The 18,891-nt window shown below is 63.4% G+C and carries 12 protein-coding genes; 1 reads left to right on the forward strand and 11 read right to left on the reverse strand.

Translation table 11 applies throughout. The annotated features are described in order from the left end of the window. The 11 genes from V3572_RS01785 to V3572_RS01835 form a co-directional block, all read right to left on the reverse strand. Positions 1-1,401: a PP2C family protein-serine/threonine phosphatase gene (locus tag V3572_RS01785; RefSeq protein WP_332109256.1), complete on the reverse strand. Its 1,401-nt coding sequence runs from the start codon at positions 1,399-1,401 to the stop codon at positions 1-3. Positions 1,402-1,410: 9 nt separating this feature from the next. Continuing rightward, a complete protein-coding gene (locus V3572_RS01790) occupies positions 1,411-3,366 on the reverse strand; it encodes a peptide transporter (RefSeq protein WP_332109257.1) in 1,956 nt (651 codons plus the stop codon). 133 nt (positions 3,367-3,499) lie between these two features. Continuing rightward, positions 3,500-5,470 (reverse strand): DUF6785 family protein, encoded by a 1,971-nt coding sequence (locus V3572_RS01795; RefSeq protein WP_332109258.1) that lies wholly within the window; start codon positions 5,468-5,470, stop codon positions 3,500-3,502. A 97-nt stretch (positions 5,471-5,567) separates the two neighbouring features. Then, positions 5,568-10,571 (reverse strand): FtsX-like permease family protein, encoded by a 5,004-nt coding sequence (locus V3572_RS01800; protein ID WP_332109259.1) that lies wholly within the window; start codon positions 10,569-10,571, stop codon positions 5,568-5,570. 8 nt (positions 10,572-10,579) lie between these two features. Continuing rightward, positions 10,580-11,320: an ABC transporter ATP-binding protein gene (locus V3572_RS01805; protein WP_332109260.1), complete on the reverse strand. Its 741-nt coding sequence runs from the start codon at positions 11,318-11,320 to the stop codon at positions 10,580-10,582. A gap of 51 nt (positions 11,321-11,371) precedes the next feature. After that, positions 11,372-12,103 carry an ABC transporter permease gene (locus V3572_RS01810; RefSeq protein WP_332109261.1) on the reverse strand — a complete coding sequence of 244 codons (732 nt, stop codon included), beginning with the start codon at positions 12,101-12,103 and terminating at the stop codon, positions 11,372-11,374. 194 nt (positions 12,104-12,297) lie between these two features. Continuing rightward, positions 12,298-13,725 (reverse strand): sigma-54-dependent transcriptional regulator, encoded by a 1,428-nt coding sequence (locus V3572_RS01815; RefSeq protein ID WP_332109262.1) that lies wholly within the window; start codon positions 13,723-13,725, stop codon positions 12,298-12,300. A gap of 8 nt (positions 13,726-13,733) precedes the next feature. Beyond that, positions 13,734-14,342 (reverse strand): hypothetical protein, encoded by a 609-nt coding sequence (locus V3572_RS01820; RefSeq protein ID WP_332109263.1) that lies wholly within the window; start codon positions 14,340-14,342, stop codon positions 13,734-13,736. Between the two features lie 4 nt (positions 14,343-14,346). Next, positions 14,347-15,891 (reverse strand): HAMP domain-containing sensor histidine kinase, encoded by a 1,545-nt coding sequence (locus V3572_RS01825; RefSeq protein WP_332109264.1) that lies wholly within the window; start codon positions 15,889-15,891, stop codon positions 14,347-14,349. A gap of 71 nt (positions 15,892-15,962) precedes the next feature. Further along, positions 15,963-16,466: a PH domain-containing protein gene (locus tag V3572_RS01830; protein WP_332109265.1), complete on the reverse strand. Its 504-nt coding sequence runs from the start codon at positions 16,464-16,466 to the stop codon at positions 15,963-15,965. 135 nt (positions 16,467-16,601) lie between these two features. After that, entirely contained in the window at positions 16,602-17,621 is a 1,020-nt protein-coding gene (locus tag V3572_RS01835) for a rhomboid family intramembrane serine protease (RefSeq protein ID WP_332109266.1), read from the reverse strand. A 44-nt stretch (positions 17,622-17,665) separates the two neighbouring features. Between V3572_RS01835 and V3572_RS01840 the strand changes: the two genes are divergently transcribed. Then, the gene (locus tag V3572_RS01840) at positions 17,666-18,742 is read left to right on the forward strand and encodes an AI-2E family transporter (protein ID WP_332109267.1); all 1,077 of its coding nucleotides are present in this window, start codon (positions 17,666-17,668) and stop codon (positions 18,740-18,742) included. Positions 18,743-18,891: the final 149 nt, after the last annotated feature.

Here is an 18,891-nt window from a genome sequence, read left to right on the forward strand (position 1 = left end):
TTATATCCCAGATCCCATGGAGTCGTCAAGGGTCGTGGCCGAGGCCGCTCCCCCCTGATAGCGCACGGCCAAAATCGTGATGTCGTCGGATTGGGGGGCGTCCCCGGCATAGGCCTGGACCGCCTGAAAGATGCCCTCGACCAGTTCTTTCGGCCCCCGATGCCGGTCAAGTAGGCAGGCTTCAAGCAGTCGCTCGTTGCCGAACAGGGCGTTGCTCCCGTCCATGGCCTCGGTCACGCCGTCGGTGTAGACGACGAGCGTGTCCCCCACAGCCAGGGTGAGCGTGCCGATTTTATAGGGGAAATCGGGCACGGCCCCGAGCACCAGACCGCCCAAGGGCGGCAAAAGGGCCGTGGTCCCTCCCGGACGCACCGCCACCGGCAGGTTGTGTCCGGCGTTGGCGTAGTCGAGACGGCCCGTGCGCAGATCCAAAATGCCGCAAAAGGCCGTGACGAAAAGCCCGGTTTCGTTGTCCCGGGCCAGTTTGTCGTTAACCCGGGACACGACCTCCACCGGACCCCGCTCCGGCCGGGCATAGGCCTTGAAAAGGGTCATGGTCACGGCCATGAACAGCGAGGCCGGCACGCCCTTGCCGGCCACGTCGCCGATGACGAAAAAAATCCGGTCCTCGTCCAGGGCGTAGTAGTCGTAGAAATCGCCGCCCACCTCCTTGGCCGAATCGAGCAGGGCGAAAAGCTCCACCTCCGGCCGATCCGGAAAGGCCGGAAACATCCGGGGCACAATGCCCATCTGGATGTCCCGGGCCACCCGCAGCTCGCCCTCGATAGCCTCCTTGGCCGCCCGGGTGCGGCGCTCCTCCACGACATTGCGCACGATGCCGACGAAGACGGCCATGCCCAGGGCGTTGGCCACAAGCATGGGCACGGCGGCGGATTTGACGACGATCAGGGCGGTGGCCACGGGCGTGCCGAAAACCACCCCGGCCGCCATGTGGAAGGCCTCGATGCACAGGGCCAGGGCCACGGCCTGGGTCGTGGTGAGCAGCCGACCGTCCCGAAACCGGTATACGAGTCCGCCGACCAGTCCGGCCAGGATGGTGGACAGGGTGCAGCCGTAGCAGGTGGGACCGCCCAGGGTGAACCGGTGAGCCCCGCCGAGAAGTCCCGCCCCGAGTCCGGCCAGGGGACCGGCCAACAGCCCGGCCAGGGCCGGGCCCAGGTCGCGGATGTTGATGAAGGAGCCAAGAATGCTGACCCCGGACAGGGTGCCGTAGATGGAGAAGAGGCCGAAGACCACGGCCATGACGGCCAGGTTTTTCGGCGTGCGTTTCCCGTCGAGAATCTCGGCGAACACCCGGGTGCGCGTGAGGCCATAGGCCAGGACCATGACCACGCACACGCTCTGGAGCAACGCCACAAGGCTCGTTGTGGTCGATTCCATGCATCCCTTCTAATAGGCCAATCGCCCCAGGGACTTCATGATCAGCGTCGCGCCCATGGAGAACATGCCCATCAGCCCCATGCCGCAGGAAAAGCCGGCCAAAAGCACCGGCGCGTACTGCCGCCACATGGCCCCATAACGCTTGAGGAAATAATACCGGCCGAGCATAGCCCCCAGCAGTTCGAGAATGAGGCCATGGGGGGTGCTCTGCCCCAGGCCCCGCACAATGCCGTAGACCAGGAGCACCGGCAGCCCGAAGACGCTTAAAATGGCATAGATAATGAGCCCAAGAAACATCCCGGCCGAGACGTACCAGCCGCTTAAGGCCTGAAAGAAAAGCGAATTGCCCTCCAGGGTGGAGGTCTGCATGAGCAGGGTGTTTAAGGCCTGCAAATGCCACAACTCCTGGGCATAGGGATACGAGGCGGACGGGATGGGGGCCAGTTGCCAGATGAACTGGGAAAAAAACAGGCTGGCCACCATGACCACCGGGAAGACCACGATCTCGGCCTTGATGATGCCCCGCAGGCTGGTGCCGGTCAGTTCGATCTCCCGGAAATCCACCGTGGCCTTGCCGTAGTTGTGGATGGGGATGGGGGCGTACCATATCTCGATGCCCTGGTAGCCGAAAAACCTGGCCCCGGCGATGAAGCTGGCCTCCCGCACCAGGGGCAGCGAGACGAACTGACCGGCGATGCCCTCCATGCGGGCGGTGATGTAGGAAATGACCGGGGTATAGATGAAGCCATAAAGGATGAAAAAGATCCATGGAAAATTGGGCACCAGCCACACGCACATGGCGATGTAGGACAGGGTGGAGACCACGTAGATGGCCACGGACACCCAGAAATTGATGTCGCCCCGGGCCTTGTTGGTGGTGAAAAGCGCCCGGTACCCCACCCCGCTCGACCCCTTCCCGAAGGACTTGGCCACCTGCCATACGCCGATGATGCCGATGGCCAGGCCAAGGCCGATGCCGAAGCTCATGTAGAAGTCGAAGTTGTTGGCGAACACCGTGTCCACGGTGCCCATGCCGTAGCGCCAGCGGTGCAAAATGCCGTGCTCGAACAGGATGGGGTTGGCCACCACGGTGATGAGCAGCCCCATCAGACCGCCGATGACCGCCCAAAACGGCAAGACCATGCCCGTAAACATCAGCCCCAGATCGAACTGGATGCCCGTGGCCACGGCCGGAAGCCATTTTTCCGTGCTGCGGGTGAAGTCCGCCCAGGGAATGGGAATGATGCGAAGGGGCTCGGTGAACACCAGCCCCGAAACCACGGGAAAAAGGACGTACACGGCCCCAAAGACCAGTCCGATCATGCCTCCGATGGAAAAGACCCGCCATTTCCAGCCGGTTTTCTTGTCCTCGGTGGATTCGGCCAGGGCCATGGTGCCCAGGGCCCCGACCGGGGCCATGGGAAAGGGCAGCTTTTCCACATCGGAGGTGATGCGGTACAGGGCGTATCCCAGGCCGAAATGGTCCACCCGCTGGATGATCTGGGAACCCACCAGAAGCAGGATGGGGATGAGCCAGTCGCGGTGCAAAAACGTGCGCTGCAACAGGGATTCGGAGCCCACGGCCGGGGCCACCCAGGCGGGGATGAATTCCGTCAGCCCCAGCATCTTGGCCGCGTCGGACTGGATCAGGTATTGGTTCCACAACAGGCCCGAGAACGGCGAGGCCATGGCCGCCCCGGCCATGTAGTACAAGAGGAAGATTTCCTGCTGTTTGAGCTCGGTGTAGGCCCGTTTGGCGATCTCCGCGAACAGGATGATGGTCACCCACCGCGCTGCCGGGCCGATGCCCGTGCCGATGACCAGTTGCAGGTACATGCTGCCGGGCATCATCAGAAAGCCGATGAACACCGCGCCAATAATGGTCTTCCAGTCGAAGCCCTCCTCGAAATGCGTGGGCTGCGGCAGAAGATCGCGATATTCCTTCAGTTCCTTGTCGTCGTACATCAGCTCTCCGTCTTTCGTCCCGGTCGTGTCAGTCCCTGGTGTGGCGGGCGTCGCTCAACAGGGTTGCGGCCTGGCGAGGTCTGCCTGTGCATCAAAGGCGTCATCCAACACCACGCGCATCCTGGCGGCGCCTCTAGTTCGGCAGGACCAGATAGCTCTGCCCGGCATAGATGCCGATGATGGCGTAGATGCCGCCCATGAGCAGATCGCCTATGATCAGCCCCACAAAAAGCATCCGCACCCGCCTAAAAAGCGACACCCCGCCGTAGCGCAGGGTGAGCTGGTTGCACATCCAGCCGATGAGGAAGCTGAACCACAGGATGCGCATGGCCGAACTGTACATGGTCAGGTAGCCGATGGGATGGATGGGCCACCAGTAGAACCGCTGGTAGCAGATCACCAGCACGAACATGATCACCGCCCCCGCCAGGGCGAACCCGATGATCCATTCGTTGGGCCCGGCCGGGGCGTCGAACAGGCGCTGCACGTTCTCGTACACCCCGACCGTGGTCTGGGTCTCCCAGTCCACCTGGAGGTCGCGCAGGCCGTACTTGTGGCACAAGGCCAGCATGGCCGTAAACGAGACGATCACGGACAGAAAGAGCGCCACGCCAAGTCCGGCCATGATCAAACGCTTTTGGCGCACGTTTTCGGTTATCTTGGAGAAATGCATCAGCGACGGCATCAGCGATTCCCGCAGATCCACAAAAAGCACCTTCTGCATGACCGCCGCCATCATCAGCCCGATGTTGGAGAAAAACCCCGATCCGAAAAAGGCCAGCAGCCCGTCCGTGGGCGCGGCGGTGAGGGTGAAATAGGCCAGACCGCCCTGGCAGATGATGCGCGTGGCCACCAGCATGATCACGAAAAAAATGCCCAAAAGCAGCATCGCCGGGACAACCGACATGCCGAAATAGACGCACCAGGCCACCAAAAGCCCAAGCCCGGCCAGGACGCCCCAAAAGGACAGGGCGGCGGAGATCCATTCGCTCTCGGCGGCCGCGGCCCGGCGAAAGGTCAGGGCGTCCTTGGCGGCCGCAAAAAGGTGCTGCCGGGCCAGCCAGACGATGAACAGGAAAAACACCCCGTAGGCCCCGATCATCTGGGTCTCCTCGGGCCGGGTCAGGGTCGGGCCGAAGGTCACCCCCAGGGCGGACGAGGGGATCTGATAGCCCATGACCTCGAAAAACCCGAACAACAGTCCGCCAAGGAGGTAAAACACCCAGAAACTCAGGGAAATCTGCCGGGCGGTCAGGTAGGCGAAGCCAATGAACGCCGGATAGAAATAGATGCGCAGCTTGCTGAACCCGGAAAAAAAACCGGTCTGGGGGAAATAGGGCCCCAAAAGAAACAGGGTGGGAAACTGGGGCACGGCCGGGTCGTAAAAGCCGATGCCGTTGATCGTGTGCAAAAAAATCGGGATGAAAAGGCCCACCATCAGGAAACGGTCGGTGAAAAACGCAAAGGGACGGCCCTGGTCGTAGGCCTCGGTCATGAGCGTGGGCACGCGCAGAAGCGGGAAATTCATGCGCTCGTTGGCCACCCACTGCCGGGAAAAGAGATTCACCAGGCAGACCATGACCAGGTAGCACAAAAGGACGAATACGCCCCAGGCGGCCAGGGGGACGATCCACGCCGACCAGGGGATGCGGGCGAGCACCTCCAACCAGCCCAGGCGATAGCCGCCCTCCAGGCCGTTGTACAGGGCCTCCACGGCGGCCGGATCGATGGGCGACCAGTCCTTGGGAACCAGGGGGGCCAGCACGTCCTTCCAGCGGTTGCCCACGGTGGCGAAGTGGGCAGGGGCCGTGATGTTGATGAAAAACGTCCGGGCCAGGCCGGTATAGGCCACGCCGGAGACCACGACCATGAACCCCCAGGACACGAGGAGTTCGATGCCCGTGAGCACGGGATGTTTCCGGAAAAACAGGCGCGAGACCAACGCCGCGCCAAGGGTGGCCAAAAGCAGGATGAAAAACGGCGCCAGGGGGAAATGCCCGCCCCCAAGGGGAGTGGCCGCCATGTACATGTTGTTGGCCGGGGTCACGGCGCAGATGAAAAGCCCCATGACAATGCCCAAAACCACGCTTCGCGCCCGGATCATGCCCGCCCTCCCAGGGTGCCGGCCCGATTTCCGGCCGTAAAACGTGCCTGGAAGCAACGCATGTGCCGCCCCAGGCGCATCCTCGCTTTGAGCGGCATCATGCGCCCCTCGCTTTCTGCTCGGCAAACCCGGCGACGATGTTTTCCTCGTAGGCCACCTGGGTTTCGGGGTCCAGGGAACGCCACACCAGAAGCTGCTTGCGCAGATTGTCCAAAAAGCCCTTGTTCAGGCGCTTCCACATGCCCGCCTCTCCGGCCACCCGCCTCAAGGTCACCTGGATTTCCATGAACCCCGGATTTTTCATGTCCGGCAAAAACAGGATGTCCACGCGCTCCTTGATGCCGAAATCAAAGGGGGCCAGCCAGACCATGGCCGTAAGCCGGAAGCAGGAACGCAATTCGAGAAACGCCGTGTCGATCTCTCCGGGATGCGGCCCCTTGTCCGGAACGTCCCACGGGCATTCGAAGGCGAACTGGACGTCGTCGGTGGAAAAAAGGCCATGGGAGATGTCCTGGTGGGACTTGTAATAGTCGTACAGAAACCCTCCGGCGTATTCCTGCTCCCGAATGCGCATGAGAAACGGCAGATACACGGAGATGACCCCGCCAATGGCCTCGGGCAGGGTCCAGGAACGGTTGACGTCGGGGATGGCGATCTCCCCGGCCACCTTGGAGGGATAGATGACCGACAAAAGGACCACGGCGATGACCAGGAGCATGGCCGCCACCCCGGCCAGGGAGGAATAGTTGGCGGTCATCCCGGCCCATATGGAGGTGCCGGACAACAGTCCGGCCGCCGTCTGGGCCAAGAGATATCCCAGGACGGCGCTGATGACCGCAAAGGCCAGGGCCTCGGCGATGAACAGGAAGGAGACGTGGGTGGGCGCCAGCCCCACGGCCGTATACACCCCGATCTCCCGTTTGCGCTCGTAGACGCTGCCGATCATGGTGTTGAGCACGATACACACGGAGATGATCAGCGGGATGATGATGTTGGGCACCCCGGCGTAGCTTAGGGAATCCGAGGAATGGTAGACGAAGGTGCCGCCCTGCTCCCCGGCGTAGATGGCCAGTCCGAAACGCTCGGCCAGTCGGGAGGCCAGGGCCCGGGCGTCCATTCCGTCAGGGCCGTCCGGGCCGAGGGGCACGCCGACCGGGGGGGACACGGAAATGGATTTGAGCGACCCGCCAAGCCCCATCAGCACGTCATGGGGAATGATCACCGTCACGTCGCCGTCCACATGCTGGTAGCGGCTTTGCATGGAGCGCACGTCCTCGCCGGAGTCCATGGCCTCTTTCTCGGCCTCGGTGGCCTCCATGGCCGCCTCGCTGGGGAAGACCACCGGGGTGAGCGTCTCGCCGTCGAGGTCCGTGGTCTCATCCAGGGCGTTTTGCCCAAAAACGCCCACCACCCGAAAATCCATGCCGAAAAGGCGCACCATGTCGCGCCCCGGGGAGAGCGGGACCACATCCAGACGCCCGGCCAGCCCCTCGGGCAGGATCACGGCCATGCGTTCACCCGGCGCAAACCAGCGCCCGCCCGTCAGGATGCGGCCCATGCGCGCGGCCTCGCCCGGCTGGGTCGACAGCCCCATGACCCCCTGGGCCGTGGCCTGGCCGGAGGGGGAAACCAGTTCGCTCATGCCCGGCTGGGTTTTGTCCGCAAGCTCGTACCACGACAGGGGCAAGACGCTTTCGCCGGAAGCGAACATGTCGCTTACGGTGGCCAGGGCCTCGGGCGGCAGACTGCGCCAGCCGATGTTTTTGATCAGCGCGCCCTGATAGGGGGCGTCGTCGCGATATTTCACCGCGCCTTCCTGGCGGGTGCTTTTCACGGCGGTGAAGCTCATGATGGTAAACGTCAAAATGATCAGGGTCAGGCAGGTGAGCGTGGTGCGGATCTTACGGCGCCGCAGATTGCTGACGCCGATGACGAAGGCGGCGGCAAAGGCCTTGAGCCCCCCGATCTCCGAGGTCTTGATGTGCATGGCCCGTTTTTGCAGATCGCCCATTTCCCGTTCGAACCGGAAGAAGATGATCATGGCCACGCCGAAGGACAATCCCAGGATGAAAAAGGCCAGGATGACCACCAACGGGCTGTAGGTCAGGCGAAAGGCCGGATGCACATGGTAGACCACGGCGATGACCGCCGCCAGGATGCCGCAGAAGCCCAGAATGCGCTTGTGGATGTCGGCGTAGCAGAAAATGACCCGCTCCAGGCAATAGGCAAAGGGCACAAACAGGGCGATGTAGAACAAAACGCCCAGCAACACGTCCTTCTGGGTTTTCTCCACGTCGTTGTAGACCCGGGTGGCCAGGGCCCAGCTCGACCGGGCGGCGGACACGAAGGCGTCATAGGATTGCCCGGCCAGGGCCTTTTCCGCAGCGTCGAGCTGGGCCACTCCCACGTGTTCCAGTTCCCGGATGCGCTCGTTGAAAATGCCGTGCTCCTCCAGATTCTGGATGCGGGGGGCCAGAAGATTCCACATGTCCCGGGCGGCGGCCATCTCCGTGACCGGCAGGATGGGCCATTGGTCCACGGAATAGCCCGTGCCCAGGGGATTCTCCGGCGAGGCGTTGAGAAGTATCATCTTCCGGGCCAGCACCGTGTCCGACAGAATGAGCTTATACGGCGTCCCGGGCTCCAGAAACAGGGTCAAAAGCGTGGAGTCGAGCGTATCCAGGCGGCTGAACCAGGAACGCATGGGCGGGGCCTCGCGTCGGCCGTCCAGGAGTTCGATCTTGGTGAAATAGCGGAAGGTGCGCGGGTCCAGGGCGGAAAAAAGCGTGCTCTGGTCGCAGCCGAACATGATCAGATCGGTTTCCATGGCGTCCCGGGACATCTTGACCCGGTAGGCGTCCTTTCCGGTCTGCTTTTTGTCCACGGCCCACACGGCCTCGCCCGTGCCCGGGTCGAAGCGAAAACCCTCGATGATGGCCTTGTCCAGGACGTATTTGCTGCTGGAAAGGCCGTTGACCCGGAAAATGCCTTTGGCGTCGGCCATGGCGTAGAACCGGGACTTGCCCTGGTAGACCAAAAAGACCGTGCCCGGGGCCGGACGTTCGGGGAAAAGCTCTCCCTGGCGGATGAAGTTGGCCCGGCCGGTCAGCGAGGCCAGAACGTTTCGCGGCCGCCGGTCCCCGGCGTCGAAGGGCTTGGAGCACACGTCGGCCAAAAGCCGCGTGGCAAACCGGCTTTGCCGGGAGAGAAAGGCGAAATCCACATGTTCCGGGGTGTCGTCGGGGGTGCCCCACAGTCCCCGGGAGTCGTTGACCGTGGCCAGGGTCAGGCCCAGGATGCCCGCGATGGCGCTGACCTCGCCGCCGAGCTTGGGCTTGTCCACGAGGTAGCTCTGCCAGGGATGCAGGCGGCTTTGGCGCAGGGCGTCGCGGTAAAACGGCTCGCCCGTCCGGGACAGGCCCATGTCGGATTCAATGGTGGCCGCAGAATCCGACAGGAACCGGCCAATCTGGCCGTAGGCCTGGGAAATGTTCACCTCGGGCTTGAGTTCGTAGGTAAATCCTTCGCAAAAGCCCCCCACTCCGTTGCCCCGGCTGGACAGGTACAGGGAGACGGCGGCCAGGATGTCCTTGTCGCCCACCTGACGGCGCAGATCCCGGGCGCTTTGTACGCACCGCAACTGCACCTCGGCGCTTTTGATGCTCTCGCCCAGGCGGTCCATGGCGGCGGGAATGACCCCAAGGAGCACTTGGCGTTCTTCAGGGGTGACAGTGGAGAAATCCTCAAGCCACACCAAGCGGCGCAACACCCGCCGCTCCTCGGCCAGGCGCGTGGTTTCCAGGCTTTCCTCGGCTCCCTCGGCCTCCAGGCGCAGACGCATAAGCCGGGTGGTCAGGGAATCCACGGCGTCTTTGAGGCCGGTGACCAGCCATTGGCTGACGGCCGGAGAGACAAGAATCTTTCCCGCTCCCTCCGCCTCCAGGGCGGCCTGAAGGGCCTCTTTGGCGGCCGTGTCGCGCTCGATGCCTTCCTTGAGTTCGCGCACCACGCCGCGCAGGTCGCGCCCCTTGACCCGAAGCGCGGTGACAAGCTCCCGCATGCCGGCCTGATCCCTGCCCTGCCCCGAGGTGGCGGCCAGGAGCACGGACCTGGCCGGAGGGGCGGCCCGAAGCTCCAGGGCCAGTCGCAACAGCGCGGCCAGGGAGGCGGCCTGATCCGCTCCCGGGGCCTTGCCCGGCACGAAGGCCCCGGTGTCGTAGGCGGCCTGCACCAGGATCACTTCATGGGCGAGGTTTGGGTCGCTGCCCGGGATAAACACATGGATGTTCTCGGCTATGGCCTGTTCCCACCGGGCTGCGGCCGTCAGAAGCACTTCCGGGGCGGCGAAACCGGGGGCGTCGAAATCGCCGAAAAGGGCCCGGGCCTCCTGCGCGCGCATGTAGAACCGGGGGAACTTGATGGGCGTCAGTTCGAACTTGTCGCGGTAAAACCCGGCTGTGGACGGCCCGCCGTCCACGCCACGGTCAATGTAGACCAGAGCCTTGGCCCCGAGCTGGGCGGCGTTGATCCAGTTCTTTCCGGAGTCCAGCTCCATGAGCACGATCTGTCCGGCGATTTCCCTGCCGGACAGGGAGGCGAAATCCCCCTTGCCGCCGTACACCGCCCGCCCGCCGATCCCACCAGGGGGCACGGCCCCCGGGGTCAGGGCATTGAGGTCCGTGGGCAGAAGCGGCGCAAAGCGGTCGGTCCCGGCCAGATCGATGCGCGCCGGGCCGTGCCCCAGAAACGGCAGCGCATAGGCATGGCGTCCGACATCGCCGATCCCCAGGGAAGAGAAAAAATCGAAAACGAAATCCGCCGCGGCCTCGCCCCCCGGGGTTCCGGCCCGGCGATCCCCCAGCGCCGCCAGGGCGGTGACGATCTCCCGCTCGAAATCCTCTCCGGCGACGGCGGGCAGATGCTCCATGACCCGATGCCGGGCATGGTCCGGCGCATGCCGTTCCGCCTTGCGCCGCGAGGCGGCCTCGGCCGCGCCGTGCGGCAGGCCCAAAACGGCCCAGGCCGCCAGGACGGCCAACAGCCAGATCACTGCCCGGCCCGGCCTGCCGGAGAAAAAAGCCTTTGCGTCGTACAGGGCCATGCGCCTGCCTATGCGTCCTTGGAGCTTATGGCGCCCACGGAGATGTTGAGCTGATCGCGACTCTCGATCTTGTCGATGCGACCATCGCGAATCCAGACCACCCGGTCGGAGACGGCCAGCATCTTGTGGTCGTGGGTGGCGGAAATGACCGTCACCCCGCGTTCGCTGCTCAAATGTTTGAGCAGGGCGATGATTTCCTCACCGGTGCTCAAATCCAGGTTGCCGGTGGGTTCGTCGGCCAGGATGATGGCCGGGGTGTTGGCCAGGGACCGGGCGATGGCCACCCGTTGCTGCTGGCCGCCGGAAAGTTCGTTGGGCTTGTGGGCGTGGCGGTCGCGAAGCCCCACCAACCCCAAAAGCTCCAGACCCTTCTCCACGGACTCGTCGTTGGACATGCCGGCGAAGACCATGGGCAGGGTGACGTTTTCCAGGGCGGTCATGACCTGGATGAGATTGAATGTCTGGAAAATATACCCGATCTTCCGGTTGCGCAGCCAGGCCAGTTCGTAGGCGTCGAGTTGGGCGATGTCCACCTCGTCGATGTACACCTTGCCCGTGGAGGGTTTGTCCAGGCCGCCGATCATGTTGAACAGCGTGCTTTTCCCGGACCCCGACGGCCCCATGATGGACAGGTATTCCCCGGACTGGATGCTCAAATCCACGCCTTTGAGGGCCTGCACCACCTGGGCGCCCATACGGAAGGTTCTGGTGACTTCCGAAACCCGGACGATATTGTGTCCCGTATCCATCCGCCCCCCGCGAAAAACGCCTGTTGAGTCCCCGGACGCGCCGGGTCAGCCTCATTCCTGAACGCGCATGGCCTCGATGGGCCGCATCCGGGCGGCCACCACGGCCGGATACACCACCCCGGCCAGACTCAAGACGAATCCCACCACGATGGCCGCCCCGACGGATAGGGCCAGCCCGCCCACCGGCAGCCAGACCAGGGCCGACAGGCCAAAACGCGCAAGTCCGGCCAAAAGGGCGGCCACCGCCCCGAACACCGCGCCAATAAGCGCCCCCACGAATCCCTGCATGCCCGCCTCAAGCAGAAACAGCCGCAGCACGAAGCTGTCCAGGGCGCCAAGGCATTTCATGGTGCCGATCTCCCGGAAGCGTTCGGTCACGGCCATGAGTTGGGCGTTGACGATGCCCACGGTGCAGACCAGAAGGGATAAAATGACGATCCAGCGTTCCTTGGCCCCGGCCCCCACGCTCTCGGGCAGGGCCCGGCCGTCGACATCCACGGGGGGCTTGGCAGGCAGGTCGTATCCGGCCTTGACCAGCACGCTGCGCAATTCCGGGTCGCCGGAACGCAAAAGCCCCGTGGCCACCTCGGCCCCGGCCAGCACGAAGCCCAGAAAAGCCACGGCCAAAATGAGCCCGACCACGGTGATCATGGATCGAAAAAAACGCACCTTGATGCTCTTAATGCTGATTTCCAGGGACTTGCGGAAGGGCAAGACGACCTGACGGGAGATCTTCTTCCCGCCGGTGTCGAAGAAGGCGGAGGCGGTTTTGCCCGTGGCCATGGAACATCCCGTAGTGGTTTTGGCTGGCGAAAACGCCAATCGTGTTCAGGTACAAGCAAAGCTTATCAAAAAAAAATCCCGCATGTAATAGGCAAGATGCGCTTTTCGCGGTTTCGCTGTCCGACTTTCATGAAACCGTGACCGAATCGACGCCTGCGCCTACCGCCGCCTGCCCCGCGCCGCAAAAATCCGGCCTATTTTCTTCCAGCCCGGCGTCTGGGGATCTCGATGGCGTATTTTTGAATCTTGTAGTTCAAGGCGCGGCGGCTGACGCCCAGAAGGGGGGCGGCGTCCTTTTGCACCCAGCCGGATTCCTCCAAGGCTCGGATGATGGCCTTTTTCTCGCTCTCCTCCAGGGACAGGGAGTGGTTGCCCTCCGGGGCCTGGGGCGCGGACGGCGTCGGCGCCGCTGACGCCGGAGGGGCTGGCGCAAACGGGGCGAAGGCCGAGGCGCGGACGCCCGGCAAGGGGAGCTGGAGATCCACGGGAAGCAGCGTCCCGCCGGAACACAGCACCACCCCGCCCTCCAGGGTGTTTTTGAGTTCGCGCACGTTGCCCGGCCAGGAATAGGCCAAAATCGCCGAGACCGTATCCGGGTGCAGCGCCACCAGGGGAATGCCCTGCCTGCGGCAGAAATCACTGACGAAATGCTCGGCCAGCCCCGGAATGTCCTCGCGACGCTCCCGCAAAGGCGGCACGTGGATGGTCACCACCTTCAGGCGGTACAGCAGATCCTCCCGGAAACGGCCGCCCGCCACCTCCTGGAAAATGTCGGCGTTGGTGGCGGCGATGACCCGGCAATCCACCTGTATCTCGCGCACGTCGCCGATACGCCGAATCCTGTGGTTTTCCAGAAACCGCAACAGCCGGACCTGCATTTCGGAACTGATGTTGCCGATCTCGTCCAGGAAAAGGGTTCCCTGGTTGGCCTGTTCGATGAGCCCTTTCTTGTCCTTGACGGCATGGGTGAACGACCCTTTGACATGCCCGAAAAGCTCGCTTTCCAGAAGCCCGGCCGGGGTGGAGCCGCAGTCCACGATAAGCAGCGGCCCGGCGTGGCGGGCGCTTTTTTCGTGGATCAGGTGGGCCACCAATTCCTTGCCGGTGCCCGATTCGCCAAGCACCAGCACGTTGACGTCGCGGGGGGCCACCCGGTCCACCAGGGCGGCCAGTTCCTTCATGGCCCGGCTTTCGCCCACAAAGGACACCACGCGTCCGCCTCGGGCTTCCTCCCGGCGGCCGGACTTGGCCAGGACGGAAGCCACCTTGGCCAGGAGTTCCCGGCCGTCGAACGGCTTGGTCAGGTAATCCACCGCCCCGTGTTTCATGGCGTCAACCGCGCCGGAGATGCTGCCGTGGGCGGTCAACAGGATCATGGGCAGGCCGGGATGGAGCTTTTCAATAAATTCCAGAAGCTTCATGCCGTCCATGCCGGGCATGCGGATGTCGGAGATGACAAGATCCACGATCCCGGTCTTCAGACGCTCCAGGGCCTCCTCGCCGCTTGCGGCCTGCACGACGAGATACCCCGCCGAGGCCAGCCTGGCGTCGAGCACCTCCAGGATATGCGGGTCGTCGTCCACCACCAGGACGTGTTTTCCTTCGCGTGGCGCGCTATTCATGGTTGCGTTCAGTAATTGGAAAGCCCTTTCTTTTTTTCCTGAATCTCCCGGTGGATCTCCTCCAGGGCCTGGACTTGGCGCTGGATGATCCGCCGGACTTCCTCTTCCTTTTCCAAAAGCCGCTTGTCGCATTCCTTGTCGCAGGCGGCCTTGATGTCCTTGACCAGAAACGCCGGACGGTATTGGGACAAAATCCCGGCCATGAATTTAGGATCCTCGCCGTCGCCGCCGGGGGGCGATTCGGCTCGCCACGTTTCCCACAGGCTCCTGGCCTTCGCCAGCTCTTTTTCGTCCTGGGCCATGGTCAGCCGGGCGCAGGCCAGTCCATAAAGAGCCCTGCGCCTGGACGGCTCGTCCAGGGCGGCCTGGCTGACCTGCTCGAAGAGGGAGGCGGCCCGCTCCATGTCGCCGCTTTGAAACGCCGAGACGGCGTCAAGATATCCGGGATCTTCCGCCGGGCGCGGCGTCTCTTCCCGGGATTGCGGGGCAACCGGCGGCGATGCCGTCACAGGGGGGGGCGGCGACGCAATGGGGGCGCACCCCGAAAACAGTCCGACAGCCATGGCGGCCACCGCCGCCAGGACGATCCGCATTCCACTGCGACACTGGATATCCACGCCCTTATCCTCTCTCCCCGCCCACTGGAATTGTAAAGAAAAATGTGCATCCCGCGCCAGGCCGACTGGTCACCCAGATATCCCCGCCATGCGCCTCGACGATGGTCTTGGCGATATTGAGGCCCAGGCCGATGCCGTCGGTGGTCTTTTTGGTGCGCATGCCTCGGTAGTATTTATTGAACACGTACTGCTGCTCCTCCTCGGGGATGCCCGGCCCTTCGTCGGCGACGCTGATGAGCACCTTGTTGCCGCCGTCGGCCATCTCCAGCCCCACGGTCACCGCAGAGTCCCGGGGGGAATACTTGATGGCGTTCCCCACCAGATTGAGCAGGGCCTGCCCCAGAAGTTCCTCGTCCCCCAGGATCAGCGGGATATGCCCCCCCATCCGGGACGCCAGCCGGATCCCCTTGGCCTCGGCGGACGGCGAGGCCTTTTCGAGCACATCCTCGGCCATCTCTCCCGGCGACACCGGGGCCGGGATGATGTCCACGATCTGCGAGGCCATGCTGGAGACGCGCATGAGCCGGGCAAGCAGATTGGAGATGCGTTCCAATTCATCGCCGGCGATGTCCAAAAACCGTTTCTGGCGTTCGTTGACCTCGCCAAAGACATTTTCCTTGATCAGGCTGACCGACTCCCGGATGGAGGTCAGGGGGGTGCGGATCTCGTGGCTGAGCATGTCGATGAAATCCGTGCGCATCTTCTCTTCGTCCCGAAGCCGCAGGGTCATTTCGTTGAAGGCCGCCGCCAACTCCCCCAGTTCGTCCGTGGAGAACACCCGCACCGGTTCGAGCTTGCCGGAGACGGTGAAGGCCCGGATGCCGCGCCTCAGTTCGCGCAACGGACGGCTGACGGAAAAGGCCAGATACACGATGCCCAAAAGCCCCACCGCCACGGACACCACCAGCCCGGTCACCCCGCGGTTGACCGATTGTTCGCTCAACACATACAGGTCGCGCATCCCCGTCTCGATGACCCGCTCGTTCTCCCGGCGGGCGGCCAGGATGATCTCCATCCAGCGATTGAGCTTGGCCTGGGGAACCCACCCCTGCCCGGTGAGTTCCGCCCCCACCGCCAGATCGGGAAATTCCGCCTTGAACTCCTCATGCAGGCCCTCCCATACGGCAAATCCGGTGTAGCGGAACCACAGGATGCTCCAGATGGCGTTGCGGTATTCCTGAAGGGCGGCCAGAAAATATTTTTTGTATTCGTCCTCGCGAAGCAGCAGATACTTTTTCTGGTTCTCCTCCATGGACAACAGACTGTCGATCATGCGCTGGGAGATGGATAACACCTCGAAACGCACTTTCACAATATCCCGTGTGATGTCCACGGTGTCCCGGATGGAGATGAAAAGGGTGGATGTCGTGAAATAGCTGATGGCCAGAATGACCGAAAACACAAAAAAAAGTTTGAAGAGAATGCCCAGGCGGCCGATCTGACGTCGATTGGGATGCATGACCAGTTGTCCGTTGCGGCCGGTTTTCCCGGGCCGCGCGCCCCTGTCGCTGACCAGGGCCGCGACCAGATTGCGAAGTAACCGCATCATGCCGTTAATAATACGTGGATCACCGTACCGCGCCACAGGCGAAATAACCGCGTGATCGCGCTGCCGCGCGCCTATTTGGCGGCGAACAGCTCCTTTTCAAAGACATGGGGGCGGTTCAAATTGGTCACGATCAGGCGTTGGCTGCTCGTGGCGGTGAGCACCACCTTGCCGTATCCGAAAAGTCCGCCGAAAAGCCCCGGCTCGGTCTTGACCGATTCGATCTTGGTCAGATCCATGGAAAACGACCCGAACACGGCGTCGTCGCAGATGAGCCGTTTGGGGGTCACGGCCACGCGCAGGGTGAAAAAGGAGAACAGACGTAAAAAGGCCATGAGCCCGAATATGAAAAAGAGACTGTAGCGGATGACCCACACCGTGACGCTGATGATGCGAGGCAGAAATTTTTCTATTTCCTCAGGGGCCTTGAAGGTCAAAAGCCCTCGCAACATGTCCTCGCTGGACCAAGCGGCGACGGCCAGCAACAAAAAGATGGCGGCCTTGGCGAAAACGACCCAGTGTTTCCCCGTGCGGAAGCGAATCTCTTCGCCCTCGTACACCAGACGGTTCAGGCTCATCCCGTATCTCCCTTGTCCCGACCGCGCCACACCTGCACGGCCCGAAAAAAAGACGCTTCCGGCTTGGGCCGACGCGTCGAAAAAAAAAGGCTACCCCATATGCCCGCAAATGGCAAAGCGTTCCTCACCCGCGCCTCACCGCCATGACCATCCGTACCAGGCCGACACCCAGGCCAGAACCACCGCAAGCACCGCCGCCGCGCCAAGCGTCCTGTCGACCGCCGGACCATCGGGACGCCACCGGCGGGCCATGAGCGCCCCGTCTGCGACCCCAAGCAGCATCCCCGCCGCAAATCCGAAAAAATGGCCAGCCAGATCGATCTTGTCGCCGCCCTCCTCGTCGCCGGCCCCCAAAAGGGCCAAAAGCATCAGTCCGGCCGCAAACGGCGCGGCCTGGCGCAGGGAAAGCCCCCGCATGCCGCACAGGGTCCGCAGCCCCCCGAGAACCCCCAGCGCCCCGAAGACCGCCGTGGAGGCGCCCAGAAAATGATGGCCCGGCCCCTGGACCACCGCCTTCAGATAATTCCCGGCCGCGCCAGCCGCCAGGGCCAGGAAAAAGCCCGTGCCCACCCCGGCCTCGCGGCACAAAAAGGCCATGAAAAGCCCGCCCACGGCCACATTGCCCACAAGATGCGCCATGTCGGCATGCAGGGTCAACGCGGTCACCGCCCGCCACCACTGCCCCGAAAACAGCATCGCCCCGGTATCCCCCGCGCCCATGCGCACAAAATTCAGGCGCTTGCCAAAGACCACGGGGTCGGAGATCAAAAAGACAAAAAGCAAACACAGCCCGGCCATGGCCCAGGCCACGCCCCGGGCCGGAATCGGTCGCGGCAGGCGCGACGCGCCGGTCTCATCGGCGCGATTCTCCCGGATGTAGGCCCGAATCTCCTCCACGGCCTGGGCCGCGTACCGCACAGGCGCCCGGATCCGCCACAATTCCCCGTCCCGGGAAAGCCCATGGGGAATCCCCCGGGCGCTCAAGACCAGGGCCCATTCCCGGGCGCGCGCCTCGGACACGCCCGGGGCGGAGTCCTCGAACACCTCGCCGGTAATGTCGCGCTGCGCCTCGCGCCGGGGAAACAGCCTGCGCCCAAGCCTTCCCAGGGCCTCGCCCAGGGCATGACGCCCCTTTTCGCCGCCGTCGCCTTCCACGTGTCCGCTTCACCCGCGCGCGCGTCTCTGTTATGAACCCGGACATGGATACAAGCCCACGCCGATTCTCCACGCTTTTTTTCATGGCCGCCCTGGCCTGTTCGCTCTTTCTGGCCTACATCGTTCTGCGACCCTTCGTCCACCTTATCGTCCTGGGCGCGGTGCTGGCCACCCTGTGCCACCCCGTCTTCCGGGCCTTACGCGACAGGATGCGCGGCCGCAGCGGTCCTGCCGCCCTGACCACCGTGGCCATGGTGGTCTTTTTGATCATCGTGCCCCTTTTGGTGCTCACCGGGGCGCTGCTCAACCAGGGCATGCAGACCCTGGCCTCGGTTCAGGCCTGGCTTGTGGAGAACGATCTGGAATCCCTGCTCTCCCAGGAACATCTGGCCCCATACCTGGACTGGCTCAAAACCCACGTTCCCCTCCTCGATCCCTCGAAAATCGATCTCCAGTCCGATCTCATCGAACTCTCCAAGCAGTCCGGACAGGTCATCCTCGACGCCGGGACCACCCTGCTCGGCAATGCCCTGGAACTGACCATCAATTTCTGCATCCTGGTCTTCATCCTGTTTTTTCTCATACGCGACGGCGAAACCATGCTGGCCCGCATCAAATATCTGCTCCCCTTGCGCGAAGAGCAGGAAAACCGGATCATCAGGCAGTTCGGCGACATCTCCCGCTCCGTGGTCATGGGCAGCTTTCTCATCGCCGTGTGCCAGGGGCTGGCCGGCAGCCTCGGCCTATACATCGTCGGCATTCCGCCTCTTTTCTGGGGGTTCATGATGGGCTTCACCTCGCTCGTTCCAGTCATCGGCACGGCCATCATCTGGATACCCGCCGCCCTCTACCTGTCCCTGGTCGGCGACTGGGAATGGGGACTTTTCCTCGCCGCCTGGGGCGTGATCATCGTCTCCGGCATCGACTCCATCCTGCGCCCGCTTTTGCTCAAAGGCCGCTCCAACATGTCCATGTTCTACGTCTTCCTCTCCATCCTGGGCGGCATCAAGTATTACGGCGCCCTGGGACTGCTCTACGGCCCGCTTATCGTCAGCCTGGCCATGGTCATGCTCTCCATCTACTCCGAAGCCTACCGCCAACACCTCGACAGCCAGGAATAAACAACCGGGGCCGCCGCCCCCGGGGCAGACCACCGGGGCTGCCGCCCCGGGCCCCGCCCGGGGGGAATCATTCCCCCCGGACCCCCCGTCACCGGGCTTGTCCGCCGGCCGGCCGACCTGGAGTCCGGGGCTGACAGCCTGGAGACCGC

Source organism: Desulfolutivibrio sp., assembly GCF_036584575.1.
Lineage (GTDB): Bacteria > Desulfobacterota > Desulfovibrionia > Desulfovibrionales > Desulfovibrionaceae > Desulfolutivibrio.

Coding starts and splice junctions, on each gene's coding strand:
- V3572_RS01785 (WP_332109256.1), bottom strand. CDS start 1,401: ATGGAATCGACCACAACGAGCCTTGTGGCGTTGCTCCAGAGCGTGTGC.
- V3572_RS01790 (WP_332109257.1), bottom strand. CDS start 3,366: ATGTACGACGACAAGGAACTGAAGGAATATCGCGATCTTCTGCCGCAG.
- V3572_RS01795 (WP_332109258.1), bottom strand. CDS start 5,470: ATGATCCGGGCGCGAAGCGTGGTTTTGGGCATTGTCATGGGGCTTTTC.
- V3572_RS01800 (WP_332109259.1), bottom strand. CDS start 10,571: ATGGCCCTGTACGACGCAAAGGCTTTTTTCTCCGGCAGGCCGGGCCGG.
- V3572_RS01805 (WP_332109260.1), bottom strand. CDS start 11,320: ATGGATACGGGACACAATATCGTCCGGGTTTCGGAAGTCACCAGAACC.
- V3572_RS01810 (WP_332109261.1), bottom strand. CDS start 12,103: ATGGCCACGGGCAAAACCGCCTCCGCCTTCTTCGACACCGGCGGGAAG.
- V3572_RS01815 (WP_332109262.1), bottom strand. CDS start 13,725: ATGAATAGCGCGCCACGCGAAGGAAAACACGTCCTGGTGGTGGACGAC.
- V3572_RS01825 (WP_332109264.1), bottom strand. CDS start 15,891: ATGATGCGGTTACTTCGCAATCTGGTCGCGGCCCTGGTCAGCGACAGG.
- V3572_RS01830 (WP_332109265.1), bottom strand. CDS start 16,466: ATGAGCCTGAACCGTCTGGTGTACGAGGGCGAAGAGATTCGCTTCCGC.
- V3572_RS01840 (WP_332109267.1), top strand. CDS start 17,666: ATGGATACAAGCCCACGCCGATTCTCCACGCTTTTTTTCATGGCCGCC.